At 44.4% G+C, this 24,334-nt stretch carries 18 protein-coding genes and 1 tRNA gene; 13 read left to right on the top strand and 6 right to left on the bottom strand.

Going from position 1 to position 24,334, the window contains the following annotated elements; translation table 11 throughout:
• Positions 1–3: 3 nt before the first annotated feature.
• The 6 genes from D6V41_RS04300 (at position 4) to D6V41_RS04275 (ending at position 11,604) form a co-directional block, all read left to right on the top strand.
• The gene (locus tag D6V41_RS04300) at positions 4–1,137 is read left to right on the top strand and encodes an efflux RND transporter periplasmic adaptor subunit (RefSeq protein ID WP_136250249.1); all 1,134 of its coding nucleotides are present in this window, start codon (positions 4–6) and stop codon (positions 1,135–1,137) included.
• A gap of 1 nt (position 1,138) precedes the next feature.
• Complete coding sequence (locus D6V41_RS04295; protein WP_136250248.1) at positions 1,139–4,300, top strand: efflux RND transporter permease subunit; 3,162 nt, start codon at positions 1,139–1,141, stop codon at positions 4,298–4,300.
• A gap of 186 nt (positions 4,301–4,486) precedes the next feature.
• The gene (locus tag D6V41_RS04290) at positions 4,487–5,311 is read left to right on the top strand and encodes a phytanoyl-CoA dioxygenase family protein (RefSeq protein WP_136250247.1); all 825 of its coding nucleotides are present in this window, start codon (positions 4,487–4,489) and stop codon (positions 5,309–5,311) included.
• Between the two features lie 133 nt (positions 5,312–5,444).
• Positions 5,445–7,364, top strand: coding sequence for an endo-1,4-beta-xylanase (locus D6V41_RS04285; RefSeq protein WP_136250246.1), 1,920 nt, complete (start codon positions 5,445–5,447; stop codon positions 7,362–7,364).
• Between the two features lie 437 nt (positions 7,365–7,801).
• Complete coding sequence (locus tag D6V41_RS04280; protein ID WP_136250245.1) at positions 7,802–11,011, top strand: S8 family serine peptidase; 3,210 nt, start codon at positions 7,802–7,804, stop codon at positions 11,009–11,011.
• Positions 11,012–11,067: 56 nt separating this feature from the next.
• A complete protein-coding gene (locus tag D6V41_RS04275; RefSeq protein WP_136250244.1) occupies positions 11,068–11,604 on the top strand; it encodes a PEP-CTERM sorting domain-containing protein in 537 nt (178 codons plus the stop codon).
• Positions 11,605–11,680: 76 nt separating this feature from the next.
• On the opposite strand, the gene D6V41_RS04270 is transcribed toward D6V41_RS04275, so the two are convergent.
• Together D6V41_RS04270 and D6V41_RS04265 are read right to left on the bottom strand one after the other, a co-directional pair.
• Entirely contained in the window at positions 11,681–14,566 is a 2,886-nt protein-coding gene (locus tag D6V41_RS04270) for an ATP-binding protein (protein ID WP_136250243.1), read from the bottom strand.
• Between the two features lie 287 nt (positions 14,567–14,853).
• A tRNA-Ile gene (locus D6V41_RS04265) sits at positions 14,854–14,930 on the bottom strand.
• A gap of 228 nt (positions 14,931–15,158) precedes the next feature.
• On the opposite strand from D6V41_RS04265, the gene D6V41_RS04260 reads away from it, so the two are divergent.
• The 7 genes from D6V41_RS04260 to D6V41_RS04230 all read left to right on the top strand — a co-directional run bounded on the left by D6V41_RS04260 (position 15,159) and on the right by D6V41_RS04230 (position 20,651).
• A complete protein-coding gene (locus D6V41_RS04260) occupies positions 15,159–15,488 on the top strand; it encodes a hypothetical protein (RefSeq protein WP_136250242.1) in 330 nt (109 codons plus the stop codon).
• A gap of 1 nt (position 15,489) precedes the next feature.
• Positions 15,490–15,882 (top strand): CidA/LrgA family protein, encoded by a 393-nt coding sequence (locus D6V41_RS04255; RefSeq protein WP_206663234.1) that lies wholly within the window; start codon positions 15,490–15,492, stop codon positions 15,880–15,882.
• A complete protein-coding gene (locus tag D6V41_RS04250) occupies positions 15,872–16,588 on the top strand; it encodes an LrgB family protein (RefSeq protein WP_136250240.1) in 717 nt (238 codons plus the stop codon). Before D6V41_RS04255 ends, D6V41_RS04250 begins: the two co-directional genes overlap by 11 nt.
• Positions 16,589–16,718: 130 nt before the next feature.
• A complete protein-coding gene (locus tag D6V41_RS04245) occupies positions 16,719–17,711 on the top strand; it encodes a response regulator (protein ID WP_136250239.1) in 993 nt (330 codons plus the stop codon).
• Positions 17,712–17,713: 2 nt separating this feature from the next.
• Positions 17,714–18,214 (top strand): hypothetical protein, encoded by a 501-nt coding sequence (locus tag D6V41_RS04240; protein WP_136250238.1) that lies wholly within the window; start codon positions 17,714–17,716, stop codon positions 18,212–18,214.
• Between the two features lie 50 nt (positions 18,215–18,264).
• Entirely contained in the window at positions 18,265–20,106 is a 1,842-nt protein-coding gene (locus D6V41_RS04235; protein ID WP_136250237.1) for an Lcl C-terminal domain-containing protein, read from the top strand.
• 11 nt (positions 20,107–20,117) lie between these two features.
• Positions 20,118–20,651, top strand: a complete 534-nt coding sequence (locus D6V41_RS04230) for an Lcl C-terminal domain-containing protein (protein ID WP_168710964.1) — start codon at positions 20,118–20,120, stop codon at positions 20,649–20,651.
• On the opposite strand, the gene D6V41_RS04225 is transcribed toward D6V41_RS04230, so the two are convergent.
• From D6V41_RS04225 to D6V41_RS04210, 4 genes are read right to left on the bottom strand one after another with little or no spacing between them, the layout of a single operon-like run.
• The gene (locus D6V41_RS04225) at positions 20,634–21,221 is read right to left on the bottom strand and encodes a PqiC family protein (RefSeq protein WP_136250235.1); all 588 of its coding nucleotides are present in this window, start codon (positions 21,219–21,221) and stop codon (positions 20,634–20,636) included. The genes D6V41_RS04230 and D6V41_RS04225 overlap by 18 nt on opposite strands.
• On the bottom strand, positions 21,221–22,837 hold the full coding sequence (gene pqiB / locus D6V41_RS04220; protein ID WP_136250234.1) for an intermembrane transport protein PqiB: 1,617 nt from the start codon (positions 22,835–22,837) through the stop codon (positions 21,221–21,223). The genes D6V41_RS04225 and pqiB overlap by 1 nt, the downstream gene beginning before the upstream one ends.
• Before the next feature lie 3 nt (positions 22,838–22,840).
• Positions 22,841–23,584, bottom strand: coding sequence for a paraquat-inducible protein A (locus D6V41_RS04215; protein WP_136250233.1), 744 nt, complete (start codon positions 23,582–23,584; stop codon positions 22,841–22,843).
• Positions 23,574–24,299: a paraquat-inducible protein A gene (locus D6V41_RS04210; RefSeq protein ID WP_136250232.1), complete on the bottom strand. Its 726-nt coding sequence runs from the start codon at positions 24,297–24,299 to the stop codon at positions 23,574–23,576. The genes D6V41_RS04215 and D6V41_RS04210 overlap by 11 nt, the downstream gene beginning before the upstream one ends.
• Positions 24,300–24,334 lie beyond the last annotated feature (35 nt).

Here is a 24,334-nt window from a genome sequence, read left to right as displayed (position 1 = left end):
GGAATGCGTAAATCTTATCTTATTGCTATTACAATCGCTGTTCTGTTTGTATTGTGGATGGCATCCGGTGTGCTTTTTTCAAGCGACAATACCACTGGCAAATCTCAAAACGTGGCTCAAGCCGAAGAGGCCTTATTTAAAGTGGCGGTGCAAAGCATGCGCGCTGAACCCATCGACATATTTGTGAGCAGTAACGGACAGGTTGAACCAAACAAAGTGGTAGAAGTACGTGCGCAAACGCAGGGGCAAGTTATGAGCACCCCTGCTAAAGAAGGCGAGCCGGTTAAAGAGGGGGAGTTGCTTGTTCAACTGGCAATGGAAGACCGTCAGCTACAGTTAGACGAACAAAAAGCCTTATTGGAATCACGTAGCAAAACGCTTGAACGATTAGCGCGTTTGGCAAAACAAAACTATCAGTCTGAAAGTGAGTTGGAGCGCGCGCGCGCCGATGTAAAAGCGGTAGAAGCTGCCATTGCGCGCATTGAACTTGATATTGCTCGCACTCGCATCACTGCCCCCTTTAGTGGAATTTTGGAATCGCGCCTTGTCGAGGCGGGCGATTATGTGCAAACGAATAAGGCCATAGCCATATTAATTGAGCCAACACCGCTGATTGTTAGTGTGCCTGTTGGTCAGCATCATATCAATCGTGTTGCTTTAGGTAGCAAGGTGGATGTTGCGCTTTCAACAGGTGAACAGGTAAGCGGCACTGTGCGCTATATTTCGCCTCGTGCTAACAGCAGCACTCGCACGTTTGAGGTCGAAATAGAAATCGATAATAGCGACTCAAAGCTTAAAAGCGGAATGAGTGCAAAAGCAAAAATCGCCATTGATACGGTAGATGCGCACTATATATCTCCAGCACTTTTTTCATTGAGCGCTGAAGGCGAGATAGGCGTTAAAACGGTAGATGATTCTGATACTGTGAGGTTTCATGAAGTCAATATTTTACAAAGCGATACAGGTGGCGCATGGGTGAGTGGTTTGCCAGATACAGCCCGGGTGATAGTAGCAGGGCAAGGCTTTGTGGAAGATGGGATGAAAGTACGGACCACTCCCTCTGAAAATAGACGTGACAACACACTCAACGATTCGCCTATCGATGTCGCAAGCAACATGATAAGCGCGAGGCGCTAATATGCATACCATTATTGATACTGCCTTTTCGCGTTCCCGAACCATTGCTTTGGTATTTATAATGCTGGTGCTTGCCGGTGCCAGCGCTTATTTTTCCATTCCTAAAGAAGCCGAGCCAGATGTCACTATTCCTATTGTGTATGTATCGGTGGTTTACGATGGCATATCCCCGGAAGATGCAGAGCGCTTGCTTATTCGGCCATTAGAAAAAGAGCTTCAAACTATTGAGGGACTAAAAGAAATGTCTGCAACAGGTTCGCAGGGTTTCGCTTCAGTGACCTTGGAGTTTGATGCCGGATTTGATGCCGATCAGGCGCTTCAGGATGTGCGCGAAAAAGTCGATATCGCAAAAGCCGAAATTCCCGCCGGTAGCGAAGAGCCGCGCGTGACCGAGGTTAATATTTCCCTGTTTCCTGTTTTAACCGTTGTGCTCTCAGGAGATGTGCCAGAGCGCACCTTGCTGAGCATTTCTAAAGACCTAAAAGACAGAATTGAAGCGCTTGCGGGCGTACTTGAAGTGGAAATTGGCGGAGAGCGAGAAGAGCTACTTGAAGTTGTGGTTGACCCTATCGCGCTTGAAACCTATAACCTCTCGTTTACCGATGTATTTAATTTTGTAAGCAGCAATAATCGACTGGTTGCCGCAGGTGCGCTAGACACAGGCGCTGGTCGCATGGTGTTTAAAGTGCCCGGTGTAATTGAAACCATGGAAGATTTATCCACCCTTCCGGTAAAGCGCGTGGGCGATACGATTGTGACCTTTTCTGATGTAGCCAGCATTCGCCGAACATTTAAAGACCCGTCTACCTTTGCGCGCATTCAAGGTGAGCCTTCACTTGCTTTAGAGGTATCGAAGCGCACTGGCGCAAATATTATTGAAACGGTTGCACAGGTGCGAGCCATCGTTGAACAAGCGCAAAGCGCATGGCCAAGCACGATAAAAGTCAATTATTTACAAGATAAGTCTGACGAAATTAAAACCATGTTGGGTGATTTAGAAAACAATGTGATCACCGCAATTGTGCTTGTGATGATTGTTGTGGTGGCCGCGCTTGGTGTTCGCCCTGCTATTTTGGTGGGTTTGGCAATTCCGGGCTCATTTTTAAGTGCCATGCTTGTTATTAGCTTTTTTGGTTACACACTCAATATTGTTGTTCTGTTTAGTTTGATTTTAGTAGTAGGCATGCTGGTGGACGGTGCTATTGTTACCATTGAGCTTGCAGATCGCTACATACAAGACGGTGAGTCGCCAGCTACTGCCTTTGCGTCAGCGGCCAAGCGGATGTCTTGGCCGATTATTGCATCTACCGCGACAACGCTGGCTGTGTTTACGCCGCTGTTGGTATGGCCGGGCCTGGTGGGTGAGTTTATGAAGTTTTTGCCCATTACGGTAATCATCACACTAATCGCTTCGCTGTTTATGGCCCTAGTTTTTATTCCTGTACTTGGCGGACTGATTTCCGGTAAAAAATCCATTGATGAAACGCAAAGTACCCTGTCAAATTCTACAAAGGATATTCGCGCAGCCGAAAATGGCGATCTGAATTCAATTGGCGGCTGGGTAGGCTCCTATTTACGCTTGCTAAATACTTTGTTAAATCATCCTGGAAAAAGCGCAGGTACTGCTGTTGTTGCATTGTTCGTAGCGTATATCGCGTATTTCGCTATGGGTAAAGGTGTTGAGTTTTTCCCTGAAATAGAGCCCGAGTTTTTACAGGTACAAGTTCAGGCGCGTGGCGACTTATCGATTACTGAGCGCGATGCGCTGGTGCGAAAAGTAGAGAGCATTTTACTTAACCAAGATCACATAGATGCGGTTTATGCTAAAACGATGGGAGCAGGGGTGCAGCCGCAATCAGAAATGCCGGAAGATACCATTGGCGTTATCCAGTTAGACTTGGCCGATTGGCAAACACGCCCTGATGCAAACACGCTGATTGAGCGAATGCGTGAGCAAATCAAGGATATTGCAGGCATTAAGGTGCAAATTCGTGAGCAACAGGCGGGGCCAGGTGCGGGCAAACCTATTGAAATTGATGTCAGCGCGAATAATCCTGATGATTTGGCTCCGGCTGTGGCGCATATTCGCGGATTAATGGACGAAATTGGCGGTTTTGTTGATATTGAAGATTCAAGACCATTGCCAAGTATTGAATGGCGATTAAAAGTTAACCGTGAGCTGGCCGCTAAATTCAATGTCGATGTTTCTCTTTTGGGTAATGCGGTTACGCTGATTACCAATGGTGCCTTGTTGGCAGAGTATCGACCAGACGATGTGGAAGATGAAGTTGAAATTCGCCTGCGATTTCCAACAGAAAGCCGTAATTTGGAACAACTCTACGATCTGAAAATACCCACGAGTGATGGCTTGGTTCCTATTCGCAATTTTGTAAGCTTTGAGCCGGCGCAAAAATTAAGCCGCATTGTTCGTACCGATGCAGAGCGCACTATGTCGATTAAATCGGCCGTCAGAGAAGATTTGTTAGCCGATGCACAAAGTCAGAAATTACGACAGGCCTTGGCTGAAAACCCCCTGCCTACCGGGACTAAAGCAACTTTTAAAGGACAGGATGAAGACTCGCAGGAAGCCATGACCTTTTTAAGTAACGCGTTTATTGTGGCTATCTTTTTAATGCTGGTGATTTTGATCACGCAGTTCAACAGTTTTTATCAGGCCTTTATTGTGCTTAGCGCTATTATTTTCTCCACGGCTGGGGTCTTGCTGGGATTGCTCGCCACAGGACAAGCCTTTGGTATTGTGATGGGTGGCATTGGCGTTATCGCGCTTGCAGGCATTGTGGTGAATAACAATATCGTATTAATTGATACCTACAACGACTTGAAGAAAAAAGGCATGGATACAAAAGAAGCCATTTTGCGCACATCAGCGCAAAGGATAAGGCCTGTATTGCTTACCTCTGTAACAACCGTTTTAGGGCTATTGCCCATGGTATTTGCCTTAACCATTGATATTTTAGGGCGCAATATATCCATCGGTGCGCCATCTGCGCAATGGTGGACCACGCTTGCAAGCACGATTGCAGGTGGGTTAGCCTTTGCTACCTTGTTAACGCTTTTGATTACACCAAGCCTCTTAATGCTGGAAGATAAACTTAAGCGAGTTAAACAAAAATTCACCCGCCAAGAGGCATTACCTTCGTGATTTAGTGCTTTCGTGGTTTTTGTGATACGGACAATACAATAAATCTGAATCTTGAAAGTTAAAAATAAGTAAAAACCTGAACGATAAAACATAAAACCCTTGCGCATTTTGACAATAGTTTTCGCTGTTTCATTTAAATGCGCTTTGATAATTTAACGGCATCTTAACTTTTTAAGAGGTGCTGCTTTGAATTATTTAGATACAACCATAGCGCTTGCTGCGTCTGATATTGAGTATTATCGAACAAACGGACACGTAAAGCTGTCGCAGGTTTGTGATGCTGCGCATATTGGCGAATTCAGAGAACAGGTTAATGCATCCGTTGAAGAGCGAAAACGCAACATTGCTTTACTGCCATTTGATCAGCGCGATACTTACGGCAAAGCCTTTTTACAAATAATGAATTTATGGGTAGAAAACCCAGCTCTTGCAAAGTGGGTTTTAAGCAAGCGATTTGCCAGCGTGGCTGCGCAGCTTATGGGCGTAGACCATGTCAGAATCTATCATGATCAGGCGCTTTTCAAAGAGCCTCATGGTGGTATCACGCCTTGGCATCAAGATCAGCATTATTGGCCGCTTGTAACCGACAATTGCATCACCATGTGGATGCCGCTGATGGATATTACTACTGCAATGGGCACGCTTAACTTTGCGTCGGGTACCTCGAGTGTTGGATATTTAGGGGATATGCCAATATCCGATGATTCCGAGGCTTACTTAAGCAATATGTGCAAAGAGCGCGGTTTTGATATTGTTAATCATGGCGACATGTCAGCAGGAGACGCTACCTTTCATTCAGGGTGGTGTTTGCATGGTGCGCCTGGCAATCAAACCGACACCTTACGCGAAGTCATGACGATTATTTGGTATGAGGACAATACCAGGGTAATTGAAAAACCCGATCCGAAGAACCGTTGGAATAAATCACGAGAAAACGATTTAGCAACATGGCTGCCTGGATGCAAGCCGGGAGAACTGGCGGCCAGTCCGATAAATCCCAAGGTACTTTAATACGAATTTTCATAATTCGTTTGCTTAAGTCTGGCTTTGCGCGCCATGCTTTTCTTGTGACATGCTTTGTTTGAATGACTTTATTGCTTTTCCGTAACAGGATTCAGACTACTAATAAAGAATTGGAGCGGGCATGGACAATCTTTTTTTAAACAAAAACAAAAACCAAAGCAAAATCAGAAACAATGATAAGAAAAACAGGAAAAACGAGAGAATCAAAAAAACCTTACTGCTGAGCGCTATGACTTTTGTTCTGGCGCTTTTTCAAGTGGCTACAAAAGCCGAAGAATCCCTCTCAACATTATATGACCACATCCCGCCAGATACTGAGCTTCGAATTTTTATTGACGAAACTTCAGCAGATAGCCTGAGCATCAATGGCGAAGATTCGATGGTCGAATATGAGTGGCTCAGTCAACAAGAGGGTAAGTTTTCAGATTTTGTCCGTATTCACGTAAAAGCCGTGGGAGAAAATCCTTGGTCTGTTACCTTAAAATCACAGGCAAATAGTTCGGCCATTAAAAAAGACGAATGGGTTTATGCAGGCTATTTTGTAAGAGCCGCGCCGGGTAGTTCGCAAGTCAATATTCGTGGTTTCATTGAACGTGCAACACCAAGGTGGATGCTGGTATCCGATGCAAGTGTTGCCACTGGGTCAGAATGGACACGCGTGGTTGCAGTTGGCAGAGCGCCTCAAGATTTTGAAGCAGGCTCTGTTCACCTATCGCTGCATTTAGCGGCTCAGGAACAAAAGCTTGATGTAGCGGATCTGCTGTTTCTGACGATTGATCATGAGCTGGATGCGGCCAGCTTTCCTGCAACTGAGCTCAAATATGCTGGCATGGATAAAGATGCTCCATGGAGAGAGCAGGCTCAGAAAATGATTGATCAATATCGGACAGACGAGTTCACGCTTTATGTAGTGGATGTGAACGGACAGCCAGTCAAGGATGCCGTAGTTGCCGTATCAAGAGAAGATATTGATTTTGAGCTTGGCAGTATGGCGCACGGTTTACTTGTTGAAGACAGCGAGCTTGGCGAGCAGTATCGCTTGTGGTTTGATCAATTTTTTAATTACGCAACGGCAACCATTTACTGGGCGGATTGGGGATGGGAAGACCCAGCAAAACGAGAAGAATACCTTAATAAAATGGCGTACTTCGAGCAAGAGAATATCCCCATGCGTGGTCATGTACTATTGTATCCGGCCTTTCGTTTCAGCCCTGAAGTATTAAATCGCTTAGCCGACGACCGTGAAGCATTTATCGCTCGTGTCAATCAGCACATCGACGAAATGGTGCCTATTTTAAGGGCGCATGGTATGAACGAATATGATGTTATAAACGAGCTTAGGGCCGAAAAAGAGTGGCTTGATATAGTCGGTCTGGATACGGTTGTTGACTGGTACAAGCGCGTGCACGCCTTGCACCCTGAGGCCGTGCTTTACATTAACGAAAACTCGATTTTGACAGACGGCGGAGACAATACTGCGCAAAAAGATCATTACTTTAATCTGATCACCGAGTTGCTTGAAAAAGGCGCACCTATTCATGGTATCGGCATGCAAGGGCATTTTAATGGTATTGCTACGCCCGTTGAAAAGATGTGGGAAATTTTAGACCGTTTCGCCAGCTTTAACTTGCCGATACGAATTACTGAATATGACACAGACACGCGCGATCTTGAAGGGCAAGCGCAGTACGATACGGATTTTTATCAGGCGATGTATGCTCATCCAAACGTAGTGGGAATTACCCGTTGGGGTTTTTACGAGCCGGTCATGTGGCGCCCGGCAGGCGCATTGATAAATCCGCAAAACGAATTGAAACCGAATGCTTTGTCTTATCTATCGTGGCTTGAAAACTTGCGAGACTTTGAAGCTATTTATAAAAGCGATGAGAATGGCATGATTCAATATAAGAGCTTGTACGGAGTCTATCGTGTTGAAGTAAATGGAGAAACATTTAGTTGTAAGTTTACACAACCTGCTTACAACGCCAAAAAACAAAAGCGTTCAGAAGTACCGGCTTGTACCCTGAGAATGAATCAATAATTCCCAAGCTAAGCCAATAGTTACGGCACTGTCAGAAAATTTTACAGTTTTTTGTTTCTGTAGCTTTACACTGCAGTGTCGCTTGCTAAAATTTACTTTAAATATAAAACTTTCGTGAAAATGACCCGTGTCGGGTTTCTTTACATTCCATTAACTTTTATCAGGTGTTTTATCGCGCCTCGACTGCCATTCTCCCCACAGATAACCTGTACTAGGGGCTTGCTTATTTGGTCTGAAGCTTGCACTGCGTGTTTCTGATGCTTTCCTCAAAGGTAGAAGTGTTGAGTCGTCTTGGCTGTTATAGCGCCTCGTCAATTAGGTTTGCTTACCTTTGCGTTCGTTGATTGGATTTTCATAAGTTTCCCAATTTTGGGACATCTTTGCTAATTTCTGGTGCAGCGAGTCAAATAAAATAAAAATATCATCGGGAGATGTACATGAAGTTTAATAAATACCTACTAGGGGTTGCCGTCTCTAGTGCACTCGCCAGTTGCTATGCAACTGCAGGCGATGCAGTGCTAGGCCATGATGGCAATCAGTTTCAGGAAGTTGGTCCTGCACCCGTTGTGAATCAGCAACAGTCGACGGGTTCTTACATAGTTAAGATGCGTGGAGCAACCGCCATTGCAAAAGCAAAAAGCGTTGGCGAATTAACGACAGACAGCAGGTTTACCATTAAAACCGGTAACCAATATAATCCAAATACCCCAACCATTGAGCAATACGTGCAAACCGTTAAAGCTCGTCAGCAAGCTGTTGCTGCTGATATCGGCGTTGACAACATTGCGTATAATTACGCTCACACCTTTAATGGTTTTTCAGCTCGTTTATCAGATGCGCAAGTAGAAGCACTTCGCAACCATCCTGATGTAGCTGCAGTATATGAAGACAAGCCCTTCCAACTTCAAACTTCAAATACACCCAAGTTTCTTGGCTTAACTGAACCAGGTGGTCAGCATACGCTAGGTATTAAGGGTGAAGATGTTATCGTAGGTATCCTTGACTCAGGTATATCTCCCGATAACCCTTCTTTTGGTGAAGATCCGTCTGTAGAAGAATTGGCTTATGGTCCGGCACCTGAGCGTTGGGCAGGTTCTTGTAATACAGGTTCTGTAGGCTCCTTTGTTAATGCAGATGGCGTTGTTGTATACGATGATGAAACCGTAGCACCTGACGATGACTTCAGCTGTAACAATAAATTAATTGGTGCACAATACTTCGGCTCAACCTTTTCAAGTGTTTATGAAATTCAGTTTGGTTTGGGTGAATTCGCTTCTCCACGTGATGCGGATGGTCACGGAAGCCACACAGCATCAACTGCTGCGGGTAATGCTGGCGTGACGGCAACGCTTTCTGGCGTTGACGTTGGAACAGTATCGGGTATCGCCCCACGCGCTCGAGTCGCAGCTTACAAAGTATGTTGGAACTCAGGCTACGTAAGCCCGTCTGGCGTAAACGAGCGAGGCTGTTTCTTCGGTGACAGTATGGCGGCAATTGAAAAGGCCGTTCTAGACGGTGTTGATGTGCTCAACTATTCAATTGGTAACGTTACCGCTATCGATAGCCCTGTTTACAACGCAGCGCTAAAAGCATCTGATGCAGGTGTATTCTTTGCTGCTTCTGCCGGAAACGGCGGACCTGGTGCTGAGACGGTGAGCAATATTGCTCCTTGGATCACAACTGTTGGTGCATCCACTTACGACGGCGAATCAGCTCTAATTGGTAATGCCTTGAAAGTTAACTCAGGTGACCTTGCAGGTGAAGATTTATTCTCTATTCCTGCATCAATTGGTACCGCAATTCCAGAAGAAGGCTTCACCGGTGATTTAGCCTTGGCTGACGATATTCTGGCGTGTGAACCATTAACATCAGATTTAACCGGTAAGATTGCCCTCATTTCTCGAGGCGTATGTGCTTTCACCATCAAAATGTCTAATGCGGAAGCAGCAGGTGCGGTAGGTGTGGTTGTTTACACAGATGATCGTCCTCCTATTGCGATGGGTGCGGGTGCCGGTGATACTACCGTTATCAACATTCCAGGTGTGATGGTGACTCAAGAAGCAGGCTTGGCATTACAAGATAGCGTAATTGCAAGCACAACAAATGTCACAATGAGTAATGAAGGTGCGTCGCGCACTCAAGTAGAAGTCGGTAACATCATGGCAGGCTTCTCTTCTCGCGGCCAAAACCCTCAAACAACCGATATTATCAAGCCTGATATCACCGCTCCAGGTGTGAGAATTCTTGCTGCAACCAGCCCAGATCAATTAGATATTCTTGGCAACGTTGACGGTGAAGACTTTGCTTACTTGCAAGGTACCTCAATGTCTAGCCCGCATATTGCTGGTATGGCTGCCTTGCTGATGGGCCAGTATCCAGATTGGACACCTTCTCAGGTGAAATCGGCGCTTATGACCACAGCCTACCAAGGCGTGACAAAAGAAGATGGAGCAACACCAGCCGATCCGTTTGATTTTGGTGGCGGCCATGCAAACCCGGTAGAAGCAATGAACCCAGGTTTGGTTTATTCAATTGACACCGATGAATACCTTGCATTCCTTTGTGGTCAAGGCGAAGAAGATGTTGTGCTTGATACAAACGGTGGCGAGAGAGACTGCGCGTCATTGGCAGAAGAGTATTCGTTTGACCCAAGCCAATTGAACTATCCATCAATTGCAATTGGTACTCTGGAAGACCCTGAAACTATCGTTCGTACTGTGACTGATGTAACAGGATTGGGCGGTACATATTCAGTTAACGTTGAAGCACCTGAAGGTGTGGAAGTAACAGTAGATACCGGCTCTGAAGATGGCTTATTGGTGGTACCAGCGAATGGCGAAGCAAGTTACTCACTTACCTTTACTCGCACTGACGACGTAATTCCAGAATTGTGGGCATTTGGTTCAGTCACACTTGAAGGTGATAACGGTACTAGCGTTCGCAGTCCAATCGCAGTGAATCCTCTGCCTACTATCAAAATTGATGTACCTCCTGCAGTAAGCCTTGACTTGAATCGCGGTCGTGGTGTGTTCCCTGTACAGATGTTCTACACAGGGCCTACCAGCATGGACTACGCAGGGCTTGTACCAGCGACTCCACTTTCTAACTTTGTAAATGACGAAAGTGGCGGTTTTGATTTTGGTGCAGGTGTTCCAACTTCATGGTTTATTACTACTACTGACGATACTAAGGTGCTTCGCTTTAGACTGTCTCAGGAAGATGTAGTGCAGCCAGAAGGAACCGATGGAACGGTCAACATTGATTTGATTCTTTATGAATGCTTAGGCTTTAGCTGCCGCTTTGTAACAGAATCTCGCAATGCGGATTCTAATGAAGACATCATTCTTGTGAATCCTTCACCAAGAACAAGCTCTGCAGCCGGTAACATCTATCTGCTGTTTGTTCACGGTGCAGACACGCTAGGTGCACCTACTGTGGATTATACGCTTGACTGGTTCGCCGTAGACAACGTGAAAGAGAGCACAACTCGCATGTCTTCTTCACGTCGTGCTATTAACGGTCGCTTTAACAACGTAAGTGTCAGAACTCGCGGACTTGAAGAGGGTGTAACCTATATGGGCTCTGCAACTTTCTTTGATGAAGATGGCGAAGAGCAAGGCACAACGGTTATTGAAGCTAATAACTAAAAGATGGACGCCGAGGCGAAAGCCTCGGCATATTTTAATAAAAGAGGAAGTAGTAAATGAAATCTCTAAAAGGTTTTTTTGTTAAAAGTATTGCGGCGTTTAGTTTAATCTTTGCGGCGTCATTTAGTTCAAATGCGGTGTTAATTACTCAAGACATTTTTGCAGGCGGTATTAACATTGGTACAGTTTCGGTAGAATTTTCTGAAAGCTTGATTGGTACGGGCGAAATCGACACAGATTTTGATGGCGAACCTGTTCTAACTTCTTTAGAATTTTTCGGATTTTTCCCAGCTGCAGGCGTTTTTGATTTTTTTGCAGTTGTCGACACTGACAACATGTACGCTGGTATTCAGTTGTTGGGCTTTGACGCTAATGATAATGACCCTACTTTACCTTGGTCTTATCAGGTCTATATCGACACAGCTTTCCCTGAAGACAACGTTGTAGATATCTTTAACGATGCTGACGCTTTAGTATTATTTGCTTTCGGCGAGGATGTATTTTTAGGACAAGCAACGGTTGTTAGTGCACCAGCAGTTATCGCACTGTTTTCACTTGCTATTGGCGGGTTACTTTTACGTCGCCGTGCTTAAACTTTAAAATTTTTATTTATAAAACTGTGCAATCTATGATTGCGCAGTTTTTTTATGTTTGCCTCACTCTTTAACTTTATTTAACTACCGACGTGTATTCACTGGATGTAAGTAAATACCGATGTAAAAGCGAGTACAATTCTTCAATAACGATGGGTTTTCCCAAGTGACTATTAAAGCCTGCGGCCTCATAAGCCTCCACGTTATCGGAAATAAGATCTGCGGTAAGAGCAATCACCGGCTTATCTGGATATTCGTTTTTAATTTTTCTGCAAGCCTCAAAGCCGTCCATTACAGGCATGTGTATATCCATAAGCACTAAATCACAATTGAACTGACGCGCTTTTTCAACGCCTATCTTCCCGTTGTCTGCAATGTACACGCTAGCATGCGTTTCAGACAGCATTGACCCTAATATTGTTTGGTTAATGTCGTTATCTTCAACAATTAAAATCGATTTTCCGTTTAATTTAGGGATGCTTAATGTTTCATTTTTTGACTGCTCATCCATGTTTTTTGCGTGTTGAAGCGGCAGGTTAACAACAAATTGAGTGCCAGCGTTTAATTTGCTGGCGACCTTAATTTCACCTTCCATTAGTTCAACAAGATTGTAGGTGATTGCCATTCCCAATCCAGTACCACCATACTGCCGTGTGGTAGATGAGTCGGCTTGTGTAAAGCGCTCAAATATTGATTTTACTGCCTCTGGTGACATACCAATGCCGGAATCTTTAACGATAATTTGCAAAACACTTTCGCATTGATTTTGCTTCTCTTTGATTTTGATATCAACGCCGCCTTCATTGGTAAACTTTACCGCGTTCGACACAATATTTATCAGTATTTGTCTTATTCTAATTTGATCGCCTACCCAGCGATCATGGAGATCCTCATCTATCTGTCGTTTGATAGTTATTGCTTTGGCTGATGCAACGGGAAGTAAGTCTGAACAAACTGCTTCAAGCAATTGACGGATGGAAAAGTCGCTATTTTCAATATGCAGCATGTTGGCTTCTATTTTCGACAAATCCAGTATGTCATCGATAATAGTAAGAAGAGATTTTGAAGAGATAAGTGCGTTGTCTATCAGTCGCTTTGCTTTTAGATCTTCAACTCTTAGCTGAAGTAACTGCAGTGCCCCTAAAATTCCATTCATCGGCGTGCGAATTTCATGACTCATATTCGCCAAAAATTCGCTTTTAGACTGACTGGCCTGAAGGGCTTTTAAGCGCTCTTCTTCTAAGTCTTTCTGATACGCGATCATTTTGGTTGTATCGCGAATGAGGCCAATAAAATGCAGTTTTTCATTGAGCTCAACGCTCGTCACTACTATTGCAATAGGAAAGCTCTCACCGTTTTTTCGAATGCCTTCTAACTGACGTGTTTTGCCTAAAACCGATTGAGATTGTTGTGTGTCGAAATGGCGCAAAAAATCATCATGCTGCTGCGCAACGTTGTCTGGCATCAGCATTTTAAGATTTCTACCAATTGCTTCATCTTTTGAATAACCAAAAAGACGCTGTGCTGCTGAGGTGAATTCCTTAATCCGTCCGCTAGAGTCGGTAACAACAACCGCTTCTCCAAGCTTTTCCATGAACGCCTTTTGAACTAACAGACTTTCTGTTATTTGCGTTTGCCGTTTTTTGAGCTCTTTGATGTTGAGTTTATTTTCACGCCAATAATGCAAAATAATGCCTATAAGCGTTGAAATAATAAGACCAATCACCAAGATAAATTCAGGAATGCTGGTTCTGAACGATTGCATGAATTCAGGTTTTGTGCGAATGCTCAAACGGTAATCTTCTAAAAATAAGGTGTCGGCATGCACACTGCCTCTAAAATACAAAGAACTGTCATTTGACTCATATATCAGGCTATCGTTTTGATACAAAAACACACTAAAATTTTGCGCATAGTCTTGCTCGACTATTTGGTCAAACATTTGTTTTATTTGAAAGGCGCCGACAATATAGCCATCAAAATTGCCGTTTTGATTAAACAGCGGAGAGACTGCAAGCATACCCACCTTACCGTTCACCAGTGTGATAGGCTTAAAGAAAACCGTCGTGTTTTTGATTCGTGCTTGCTCAAGCGCATCCGCCCTGTCTTTTTGCTGATTAAGCGATATACCAATCACGTTTGGATTAGCCTCTTCTGGTACAAGCCACTGTATTACGCTATTTTTATCTGCCCACGCAATGGCCTGATACCAAGGCTGATCGATTGTGTAATTAAGTGCATCGGCGGTCCAGTTCTGCTTTTCTGTTCCGTTGGTCGCTTCCCAGCGTGATGCCATGCGTTCGAGATCTTGCGCCGTGTTTGCGAAATGATTGGCAAGTGCTGCCCTCAAATTGCGCAGTTGATCTTGTGTGTAGGTGGATGCGTTATTTACCTCATAAAGAATAAAGGCCTGCCAAGTGATAACTGATGCAAGAGAGCAAAGCACCACGTAATAAAATTTGGGCTTAATGAAGCCTTTGAGGGGGGCAATATTTTCACGATAGCAAAAGGCGATGCTTAGTAACAAAAAGCAAAGTGAGGTGGGAATAGACATTCTGGCCGTATGTCCTTCACTTAATGATATTTCTAATCCCAATAAATACCCAAGCACCGAGAATGTCGCTAGTGTTAAAGGAATAGTCAGCAAGGAAAAGGACACTGATTGCACCACTTTACTCGGTTGTTTCACGTAAAGTTCAATAAGGGTAATTGAGCTTACGGCAACAAAACTAACGGCGGTATTCGGCGCCATTCTGCCGGGGAATAGCATGTTGGTGTCATTTGGCTGGAAAAACAAGGTATCGAGCCCAAAGTCTACGTGTATCAGGTACTCAAATAAGGTCAGTACAGCAATGGAAAAGCAAATAAATACGGGTACTAAGGCAACTCTGGCACTGATTGCTACTTTAATAATGCCGGCCATCCCTAAAAGCGCGAAGCAAAGCGCAGTATTAAACTGCATCTTTGGATATTCCTGAACATAGTTAGTTAAAAGACTGATGTCGCTTAACCAACCAAACAGTGTTAATGCACTCAGCAGTAAAACAGTAAACTCAAAAAAGCCGGTGGCCGTGATCTTGTAAATGGTGAATGCCTTTTTATGCTACGAGTATGCGCTTAGCAATAAGATAGTGCTTTGTATCAAATATTGCAATTGGGCTCTTCATCATTAACATTGTGGCGGCGTTGTAGCAGTGATTTTCGTGAGGGAGCCAATTGTTTCTTTAGTTGTGATTGGTGATGAGGAAATGGTGGCCCGACCCTGACTTGAACAGGGGACCTGCCGATTATGAGTCGGATGCTCTAACCAACTGAGCTATCGGGCCATTTACTTAAGCGGGGCGAAGTATAAAGATTTTTTAGTTTTATGTCACCAAAGGTACTCAATTTTTTTGCAATATTTGTGTTTTTTGGTGATTTCATGGCCTGTTCTGCGGTTAACTAATTGCAATTGTTAAAGTTTACAGAGTTTCTGCCGTCAACTATGTGCAAGAACCATGAATTTTTGCTATGTTTCGTTTACATAGCATTGCGCATTATATTGGAGAGTGCGGATGAAAGAGGCAGCGTATTTGCTCAGCGGACGCAATACGATCATTCACAAACAGCGTAAGGTTGACTTGCTCGTCGTTAACAGTCGACAAGACCCGGTGCTGTTAGTTGTTCATAACGGTATTGAGATTTATACAGGTAAGGTCCCTGAGAATAAACTGGAAGCCAAACGGATGGATGTGGCTAAAGTAGACATCTCATCACCTGAAAATTTTGGTGATTATCGCAGTCTGCTATTTGTTCAAACCTTAAATAACAAAGAGTACAAAGTTGACTACTCCAAAAAAGGTAGCGATTACTTTATCACCGTACATCAAGAAAGTACGTTCTAGATTGTTTCTTTTGGCCCGGTGCTTACTGGGCTTTGCCTTACTAATAGGCATCTTTCTGGTTTCCGATTTTATTACTCAGGCACTTGAAATCACCCTACCTCCTGCCTTGCTTGGCATATTTATTTTGTTATTAATTTGCCTGATTTTTCGGCAAGTTCCCTCAATTATTTTGTTGGCTGCAAAGCCACTTTTAACTCACATGGTACTCTTTTTTATTCCTGCAACGGTTGGCATCATGGCATATGCGACCCTTATTCTTGAGTTTCCCCTCGCGCTATTTTTAGCAATCGTGGTATCCACAGTTGTGAGTATGTTTATTAGTGCCTTGATTAGTCAGCGTTTTCTAGGTTCAAACACACTCAATCGAGCTGGCGAGAAAAGCGATGCCGATTGAAGCGCTTGTAAGCTATTTCAATGATGCTTACTTAAACAGCCACATCGTTTGGCTGGGAGTAACTCTAATCACTTATGCACTTGCGCGTAAAGTGTACGTAATGGCGTCGCACTCGCCCTTGTTTCACCCAATCCTTGTTAGTGCTTTGCTTATCATTTCACTGTTGATTGCTTTCGATGTGAGCCAAGAGCAATATCAAAAAGCGGCACTGCCTGTTGCTTTTTTATTAGGCCCTGCAACCATTGCGCTTGCCATTCCTTTATATAAGCAGCTAACTACGCTCATTAGAATGGGCTGGCGCGTGGTGCTACCCGTACTATTTGGGGGAGTGCTCGCGCCCACACTTGCCTGGTTGAGCATCTATTTTTTTAATACGCCTATAAATCTGCAAATGACAATGCTGGTAAAGTCGATTACCACTCCTCTCGCCATGGGCACAGCTGAAGCCATTGGTGGTATCGCATCGCTTGCAGCGGTGTTTGTGATTATTACCGGGATTGTAGGCGCTATATTTGCTCCGCTTGTATTTCGCCTGAGTCAAACTGACTGCGAAATGGCACAAGGGGTTGTGCTTGGCACCATTGCTCATGCGGTGGGCACTTCAAAAGCGATAAGTATCTCTGAAACCTGCGCCGCTTTTGCCACGCTGTCGGTATGTTTGAACGGGATTGTTACTGCCATTTTGCTTCCACTTCTCTTTGCCTGAAAACATTTTTGTTGTTACAGCAAATACTTGTATAAATTTAAACCAAGATTAGATAAAGAATATCGTTTTTGTACCGATGATAAGTATTGACGTTTATTTTTTTAATCCGTAATTCTCTTAGGCGAAATTTATGCTTTCAGTGCTCATTTGTGACGATTCTCTGGTCGCTCGCAAACAAGTTGCCAAATGTTTACCACAAGACTTGGAAAGTCGTATTCACTTTGCAAAGCACGGTGAAGAGGCGCTAGATGCCATTTGCGAAAACAAAGGCGATTTACTGCTGCTGGATTTAAACATGCCAGTGATGGACGGTTACGAAACACTGTCGCACATCAAACAGCAGGACTTGCCGACCAAAACAATCGTCATTTCAGGCGATATTCAACCTGAAGCGAAACAGCGTGTGCTGAATCTTGGCGCCATTGATTTTATTCAAAAGCCGGTAAACGCTGATGAACTTAGAAGCGTGCTTGAAAAACACCAGTTTTTAAAATCCGATGCAAGCATAAAAGATGAGCCGGAAGCTTTAGATGAAACACTTCGTGATTGTTATCAGGAAGTAGCAAATGTAGCGATGGGGCAAGCCGGTGACCACCTGGCGCGTATCATGAATGTATTTGTGAAATTACCTATTCCCAATGTAAATCTGATTGAAGTGTCGGAGTTACATATGATGCTCTCTGATGTAGACGCTCATGAAAGCACATCAGGCGTTTGTCAGGGCTTTTTAGGCGATGGAATAAGCGGAGAGGCACTTTGTGTGCTTAGCGACTCAAGTTTTAGCGATATGGCTAAAATTATGCAAGTTAAGGGCAAAATCGATGATCAAATGCAGTTGGAGCTGCTCATGGATGTTGCCAGCATTTTAATTGGTACTTGCCTGCGAGGACTCGCTAATCAACTTGATATGCAGTTTCGACAAGGTCACCCCGTTGTTTTAGGTCAACACCAAAGCGTTCAGGAGCTTATTAGTGCAAATAAGAGTGCGTGGCGGAAAACACTTGCCATCGAATTAAGCTACGGTTTAGAGGGGTTTAACGTGCAGTGTGATTTGGTTTTACTGTTCACTGAAGACTCAATGGAAATGATGAACGCTAAACTCGCGCATTTATTAGAGGAATAAGTATGACAATTCAAGCCGCCAGAAATGAAGCCTTAGACGAACTTCTCGAGTTTCACTGGATGATGGATATGATCCAGACCGTCGACGTTGGTATTGTCGTATTCAATCGAAATTTTGAAATCAAGGTATGGAATGGTTTTATGGAAGCGCATTCTGGCTTGCTTCCGTCAGATGTCAGAGATCAGCGACTTTTTGACCTCTTTCCCGATATATCAGAGCCCTGGTTAACGCAAAAGGTAAAAAGTGTATTTGACTTGCGCACTCGCGCGTTTTTAACGTGGGAGCAACGCCCCTATCTGTTTAAATTTAGAAATTACCGTCCAATTACCAGCACTGCCCCCTTTATGTATCAAAATATTGTATTTTCACCGCTTAATTCTGCCACAGGCGCGGTTGATCATGTGTGCATGATGATTTATGACATGACGGATGCAGCCTCTGCAAAAAAACAGCTCTTGTCTTTTCAGGTTAAAGAAGCAGAACAAGAGCAAGTAAAGCCGTAAATCATTACTCAGCTCAAGTTTGCTAATTGTTTTTTCTTATAAAACGAGAAATGAAACGAGAAACTGGTCTGTGTTTTGCTCTGTATTTTTCATCTTTCACTATCCGACGTAAATTTGCCATGTTTACACGCTACTTGTTCATGCTCTTGTCCTTGCTCGTTGTTTGCTTAAGTATTAGCGCTTGTGGCGGTGGCGGCGCATCCGATGATGCGCCACCTTCAAGCAGACAAGCCATACTGGTAAATGCGGGGACAGATATTTCCCTTAACGAGCTAGGCAGCGCGGAGCTGAGCGGGGCGGCAAGTGGCGGCAGTGGTATCTACACATTTGAGTGGCAAGTCCCTGCCTCCATTACAATTGAACAAGCCAGCACAGACAGTGCAAGCGCTATTGTTACCGCGCCAGTCGTAGCTGAAGAAACAAGCTATACGCTTTCACTCATCGCTACCGATGAAAATGGTCAAACCGGTCAACGCTCCATCACATTGACGGTGCTACCTGTCAATGAGCTGCCGACAGTCGTGATAAATGTCAATCAGCTAGAGAACTACGCTCCATTTGCTTTTCCGGTGAATGCTGAAGTGGTGTTAGATGCTTCTCAAAGCTTTGACCTGGATCCCCAGTCTGAAGAAGAAGCGCCGCTAAGCTACGAATGGCAACAAGTTGCAGGTACTTTTGCGCTTAATGGCGTTGCGACAAACGAAAGTCAATTGCGATTTATGACACCTGTGATTACGCGAGCTGAAACCGCACAATTTATGCTGAGCGTGCGAGATCAGGAAGGCGGCGTGGCCACCGCACGCCAAACCATTGAGTTTGTAGGTGAAGAAGGCACGCTTGCAGTAGTTGATGCCGGCACTGCGATTTCAGTCTTTTCCGGAGAGATAGTCAGCTTATTTGGCAGCGTGTTAAATGACGCGCCAAATGCGGGCCCCTATACTTTTGCATGGGAAGTGCTGAATAATTCAGGTGTGAGAGTTGAACAGCAGCTTCGTGAGACGCAAAGTTGGCAGTCTCAGCAAGTGGATGCGCATTTTGTTGCGCCAAACGTAGCAATAGATCAAGTGTTGTCTGTAGAACTAAGCGTTGTAGACAGGTTTGGAAAAACCGTCACGGACACAGTCGAAATAACCGTTTACCCTAAACAAAAGTTTCTGATTAATGACACAGGCGTCAGTACTTTTGCATCTTCGGGGCAGCTCAGCAACATCTATCAAAGTGCCTATCCAGGCCAGGATGCGCAATATGGCGCGGATGCGCTTGCAGCGGCAAACGTTGATATCAAAACCGGGCGAGGGGACGAAGGCTTTGATTTTACCCGCCTGAACGAAAACGGCGACCCTGTTGATGATCAAGTGAATAACAACAGCCAACAAGCAGCTTGCTTGCGAGACAATATCACCGGGTTGATTTGGGAATTAAAGTCTTCTGATACAAACGCTATCAATTACACCGCTCAGGCTTATACCTGGTATCAAGAAGAAGATAACGGTAACGATGCTGGCGCGATAAATGAATCAGGCGATAGTTGCAATCTATCTGGCACTCGCTGCAACACGCAAGCTTATATTGATGCGATAAATGCGCTTGGGCTATGCGGATTTTCCGACTGGCGCTTGCCCAATCACTACGAATTGCAATCTATTATTCATTACGGTCGCGCGCAATCCCCAAGCGTTGACATAGCGTATTTCCCAAATACAGGCAGTGCTGACGAATATACCGCTCAGGTGCCTTTGTGGTATTGGACAAGGCAAAGTAGCGCAGATGGTGTGAGTAACGATATCGCAAGAAATGCATGGGCGATTGATTTTGCCAATGGACTTGATAATCAGCTTCAAAAAACAAGTGAGCGTAAGGTACGTCTAGTCAGAGCAGGTAGAGGTAATTGATGAGACAATTGATGATTAAACGTTGGTTGTGGGTAAGTCTATGGGCGGTACTTGCGTTTATCAGCTATAGGTCCGAGGCAGAATCATTGTGTCCTGCCGCTATTCCAGAAACGGCTAACGGAAACCTTTATGAAGAGCTTGGCGAGGGAGAAATCCTTCATTTGCCCAGCGATTTAGTATTTATGCGCTGCTCCCTAGGACAAACATGGCAAAACGGAGCGTGTATTGGCGAGGCAGACACCTTTACCTGGCAAGAGGCTCTACAAATAAGCATCGGCTATGATTATGCAGATTCACAAAACTGGCGCCTGCCAAATGTTAAAGAATTAAGCGTGATAGCAGAGCGTGCCTGCGTTCGCCCTGCCATAAATGAAGAAGCGTTTCCAAGTACACCCGCAGATGATTTTTGGACATCTACTGTGTCTGTGCAAACGCAAAGCGGACAAAGTGCAAACGGCGCTTGGTCGGTTGCGTTTTTCAATGGAACTACATCGCTTCGCAATGTAGAGCGCAATTTGCACGTGCGTTTAGTGCGCACTCGCTAAACTTTCGCTGATTTGTCCACTAAGTTGAAGCAGTAAAGCACGCATTTCCTTGACCGCTGAAGCATAGCCGCCTGCTTCCATTTCGCCGGCGTAACTAAAGCGAATGCGCTGCTTTTCTTTGTTCAGGCCTGAGTATTCGAAGTGGCCAACAAGAAATACATCACCTTGTGACGTGGGGTAAAAATGTTCTATGTGCAGAGCAATATCCTGACATGCCACACAGTCATCGGCCCATTCTTTTCCCGCCACTTGTTCATTCACTTCAAAAGCAACTATACTTGCAATACTGTCTGACAGCCGGTTTGCCCAAGCATGGTAACGTGCGAGAACCATTTGATGATCTTCTGTCTGCATAACCAGATTATTCGTATTGAGATAATCGGGAATGGATGCAATGCGCACATCTACTTTTTGTACCTTTGCGGTCATGGCGAGCCTGTCTGCTGCTGAATCCAGAATATAATGTTGCATTTGTGGAGCGGGTGCACTGGAAGTGCATCCGCTTGCTGCGATTGCAGAGGCAATATATATTGCGATGGCTGTTATGTTCCGTTTTCTGCTAATGGTCATTATCGCGCCTTTCCTTCAGGTTGCTCATCAGCTTGTGGCTGTTCGCTAAAAATCAGTAAGTTTGGTTTTTCACTTATTCGCTGGATAAAGGGTTGTAAGTCATCCATCGTTTTCTGCATCTGTATCAAATTTAACTGGAGCTCTTTATACAACGTTGAGTCAGGGCTAATCCCTTTTAATGCCTCTTGCGCATCAATCATCGTATCGTTAACGCTTTGAATCACCGACTGTGTGCTTAAAATGGCGTCATTAGCGGCGCCTAATGTGCGATCAGCGCTTTGCATGGTTTGTTTTGTTGATTCAATGATAGACTCAATATCCAGTGCGTTAAGTTTTGCAAGCAAACGGTCGGTTTTTTCCAAAATACCAGCAAAGCTCGAATCACCAATAGGGATGATTGTGTAATCCCCAAAATATTCAATGTTGCCGCTCGCTTCATTGCTCATATCCAATGTGACTTTCATCGCACCTGTCAGGTAATTTGCACTTTCGATATTCGCACCTAACCCGGTTTTTATCCAATGCTGAAATTGCTTATCAAACCAATCCAGACTGTAGCTTGACTCTTCCGTCAGTCGTCTGGGCTCGATATGGATCACCACAGGAATGCGCTCTTCTTCGGGGTCAATCTGGTTGGTCTGGTGAAAACCCAGATAAGGCTTCGCAACTCGACCAATGCGAATCCCTCGATATTCAACGGGCGTGCCGACTTGAAGGCCTGCAACTGAATCTTCAACCAGCAAGACATACTCCAGATATTCGTATTTTCTATCTTCGGTAACGCTGGTTTTATTTGGATACAATTTAAAGCTTCGTGATTCCGTTACGCGCTCTCCTAAACCTAAATCTTCCGGCACATCAAATTCTACGCCACCAGATATAAAGGTTTCCAGAGATGAAAAGTCTACCGATACACCTTGAGGCCCGGTGGTGAATCCAAAACCGCTCACATTCCAAAAGAAAGTATTGCTTGTAATAAGATTATGATAAGGCGCATTGATAAAGATATCGTAGCTTAGTTCACGAGATTCAATATCAAAGTCAATGGCTTGAACGGCGCCAACCTCGAAACCACGATATAAAATCGGATTTCCCACTCTCAGCATTTTTCCACCGGTAGAAATTAACGATAGCCTTAATCCTTCATCGTTTGGGGACGCTACGGGTGGTGATTCCAGGCCCACAAAATTCAGGCTGATAGAGTCGCTTATTCCAGCCTCCATTGAAATATATGCGCCTGATAACAAAGTGCTCACACCGCTTACCCCATCAGAACCGATACGAGGTCTTACCACCCAAAAAACACTGTCTGAGCGTAAAAAGCGCGTCATTTCACGGTCGATAATCACCTTGGCAATAATCCCATCGCCTTGTTCATTAAACTCTATAGACTCAAGCGTTCCGATGTTCACGTTTTTAAATTTTACTTTTGTCTTTTTTTCCTCCAGACCATTAGCATTTTCAAACGCTATCTCTATCATTTGGCCGCGGTCTTGCCACTCTTGGTAGAACATGCCAACGCCAATGATCAATGCGATAATGGGTAAAATCCAAATAGGGCTGATTCGGCTCTTTTGTTTAATAACGGGGGCGGTTTGGCTTAATTCGTCAGTCATTGATCATTCTTTACGGTGGTTGGCTAAATGGGATTCCTGATTGGAAACTGTGTTCGGCGTTTTTGGGATATCAACTTGTGCAGGCTGACTATCTTTGTTTTGAGCGATATTATCCCAGATAAGTCGAATATCAAATTGTTGTGCCGCCAGCATGGTAAGTATGACAACAGTGGCAAAAGCCTGAGCTGCTAGTCCGGGGTGAATGGCCATAATTCCAGTGATTTGAACTAATGCCACAAGAATGGCTACAACAAATACATCCACCATTGACCATTTGCCAATAAATTCAGTGATTTGATACATCACAGCCATTTGGTGAATTTTCATACCTTCCTGTTTTCTGACCATATGGCATAGCCATAATATAATCATCATTTTGGCAATAGGTATGAAAATACTCGCGGTGAAAATAACAATTGCGATGAAGTACGACTCGTGCTCCAGGAAAAGCAAAACCCCGCCCATAATCGTTGACGGGATTTCCTGACCAAGCAGGGTTGTGCTCATTATTGGGTAGATATTCGCCGGAATATAGAACAGCATGGCGGTAAAAACCAGCGCTAGAGTACGCTGAATGCTATGCTTATTGCGAAGGTGTGTACGCTTACCGCACAATCGACAGTGTTGTTCAGATACCGGTGTCAAACTTAAACAACGTGTGCAGCTCGAAAGACCCAGTTGCGCTGCACTTACAAATTTGGCCATCTTGGCAAATTTTGTCGACGTTTCTCTGGCTTTAGTTTGCATTGGCTTTACCCGCGTTAACTACCCAAAACCAAAGCTGTCGTTTACTAACAATCGTGTTGATTCCAATAAACACGGCGGCAAAAGCAATATAGGCCCAAAATGCAGTACCCAAGATGATATCAGCCGTTTCTATTAATTTAATTAGCGCTACCAATACGCCTATTACAAACACATCGACCATTATCCAGGGGAGCATGCCGTCAATCAGCTTGGCGTAGACTAAACTAGCTCTTGCAGATTTGCCTCTAAAAAGTGGGATCAGGAGTAAAAGCAAACAAAGCAGGTAAGCTGCCGGGAGGGCGATCACACATAACATCACTATCGTAGCTATCATGCCATAACCCTCATTAAACAGGGTCAGTGGCGATTGCACGAGAGAAATACTGTTTTCTATACCGCTTGCTTCAATGCGCAAGAACGGGAAGCTTACAGCAATGCTTAACAACACCAAGGCCGTTAGGGCATAGGCTAAGGTTTTATCAATCGGTGACTTTCTTACGGTAAACTGCTTGGCGCTGCAGCGAGGACAGCAAACTTGTGTATATACATCTAAGCGTTCGGGTAAGTGTATAAGCAAATCGCACTCATGACAGGCAATATATCTAGAGAGGTCGTAGTCTGTTAAGTCGGGCAGGGATGGCTCGTTTTTCTGCATGTCTTGCACTTTCCGCCCATTTTGAACATCGTTACGCGGCAATTTACTGGTATCTCTCAATCTAAATGCCTGAATATTGTTGGTATATTATACAC

This window comes from Ningiella ruwaisensis (genome assembly GCF_004798935.1).
Classification (GTDB): domain Bacteria; phylum Pseudomonadota; class Gammaproteobacteria; order Enterobacterales; family Alteromonadaceae; genus Glaciecola; species Glaciecola ruwaisensis.
Note: the sequence above shows the minus strand (reverse complement) of the source record. Positions and strands in the feature narration are given on the sequence as shown.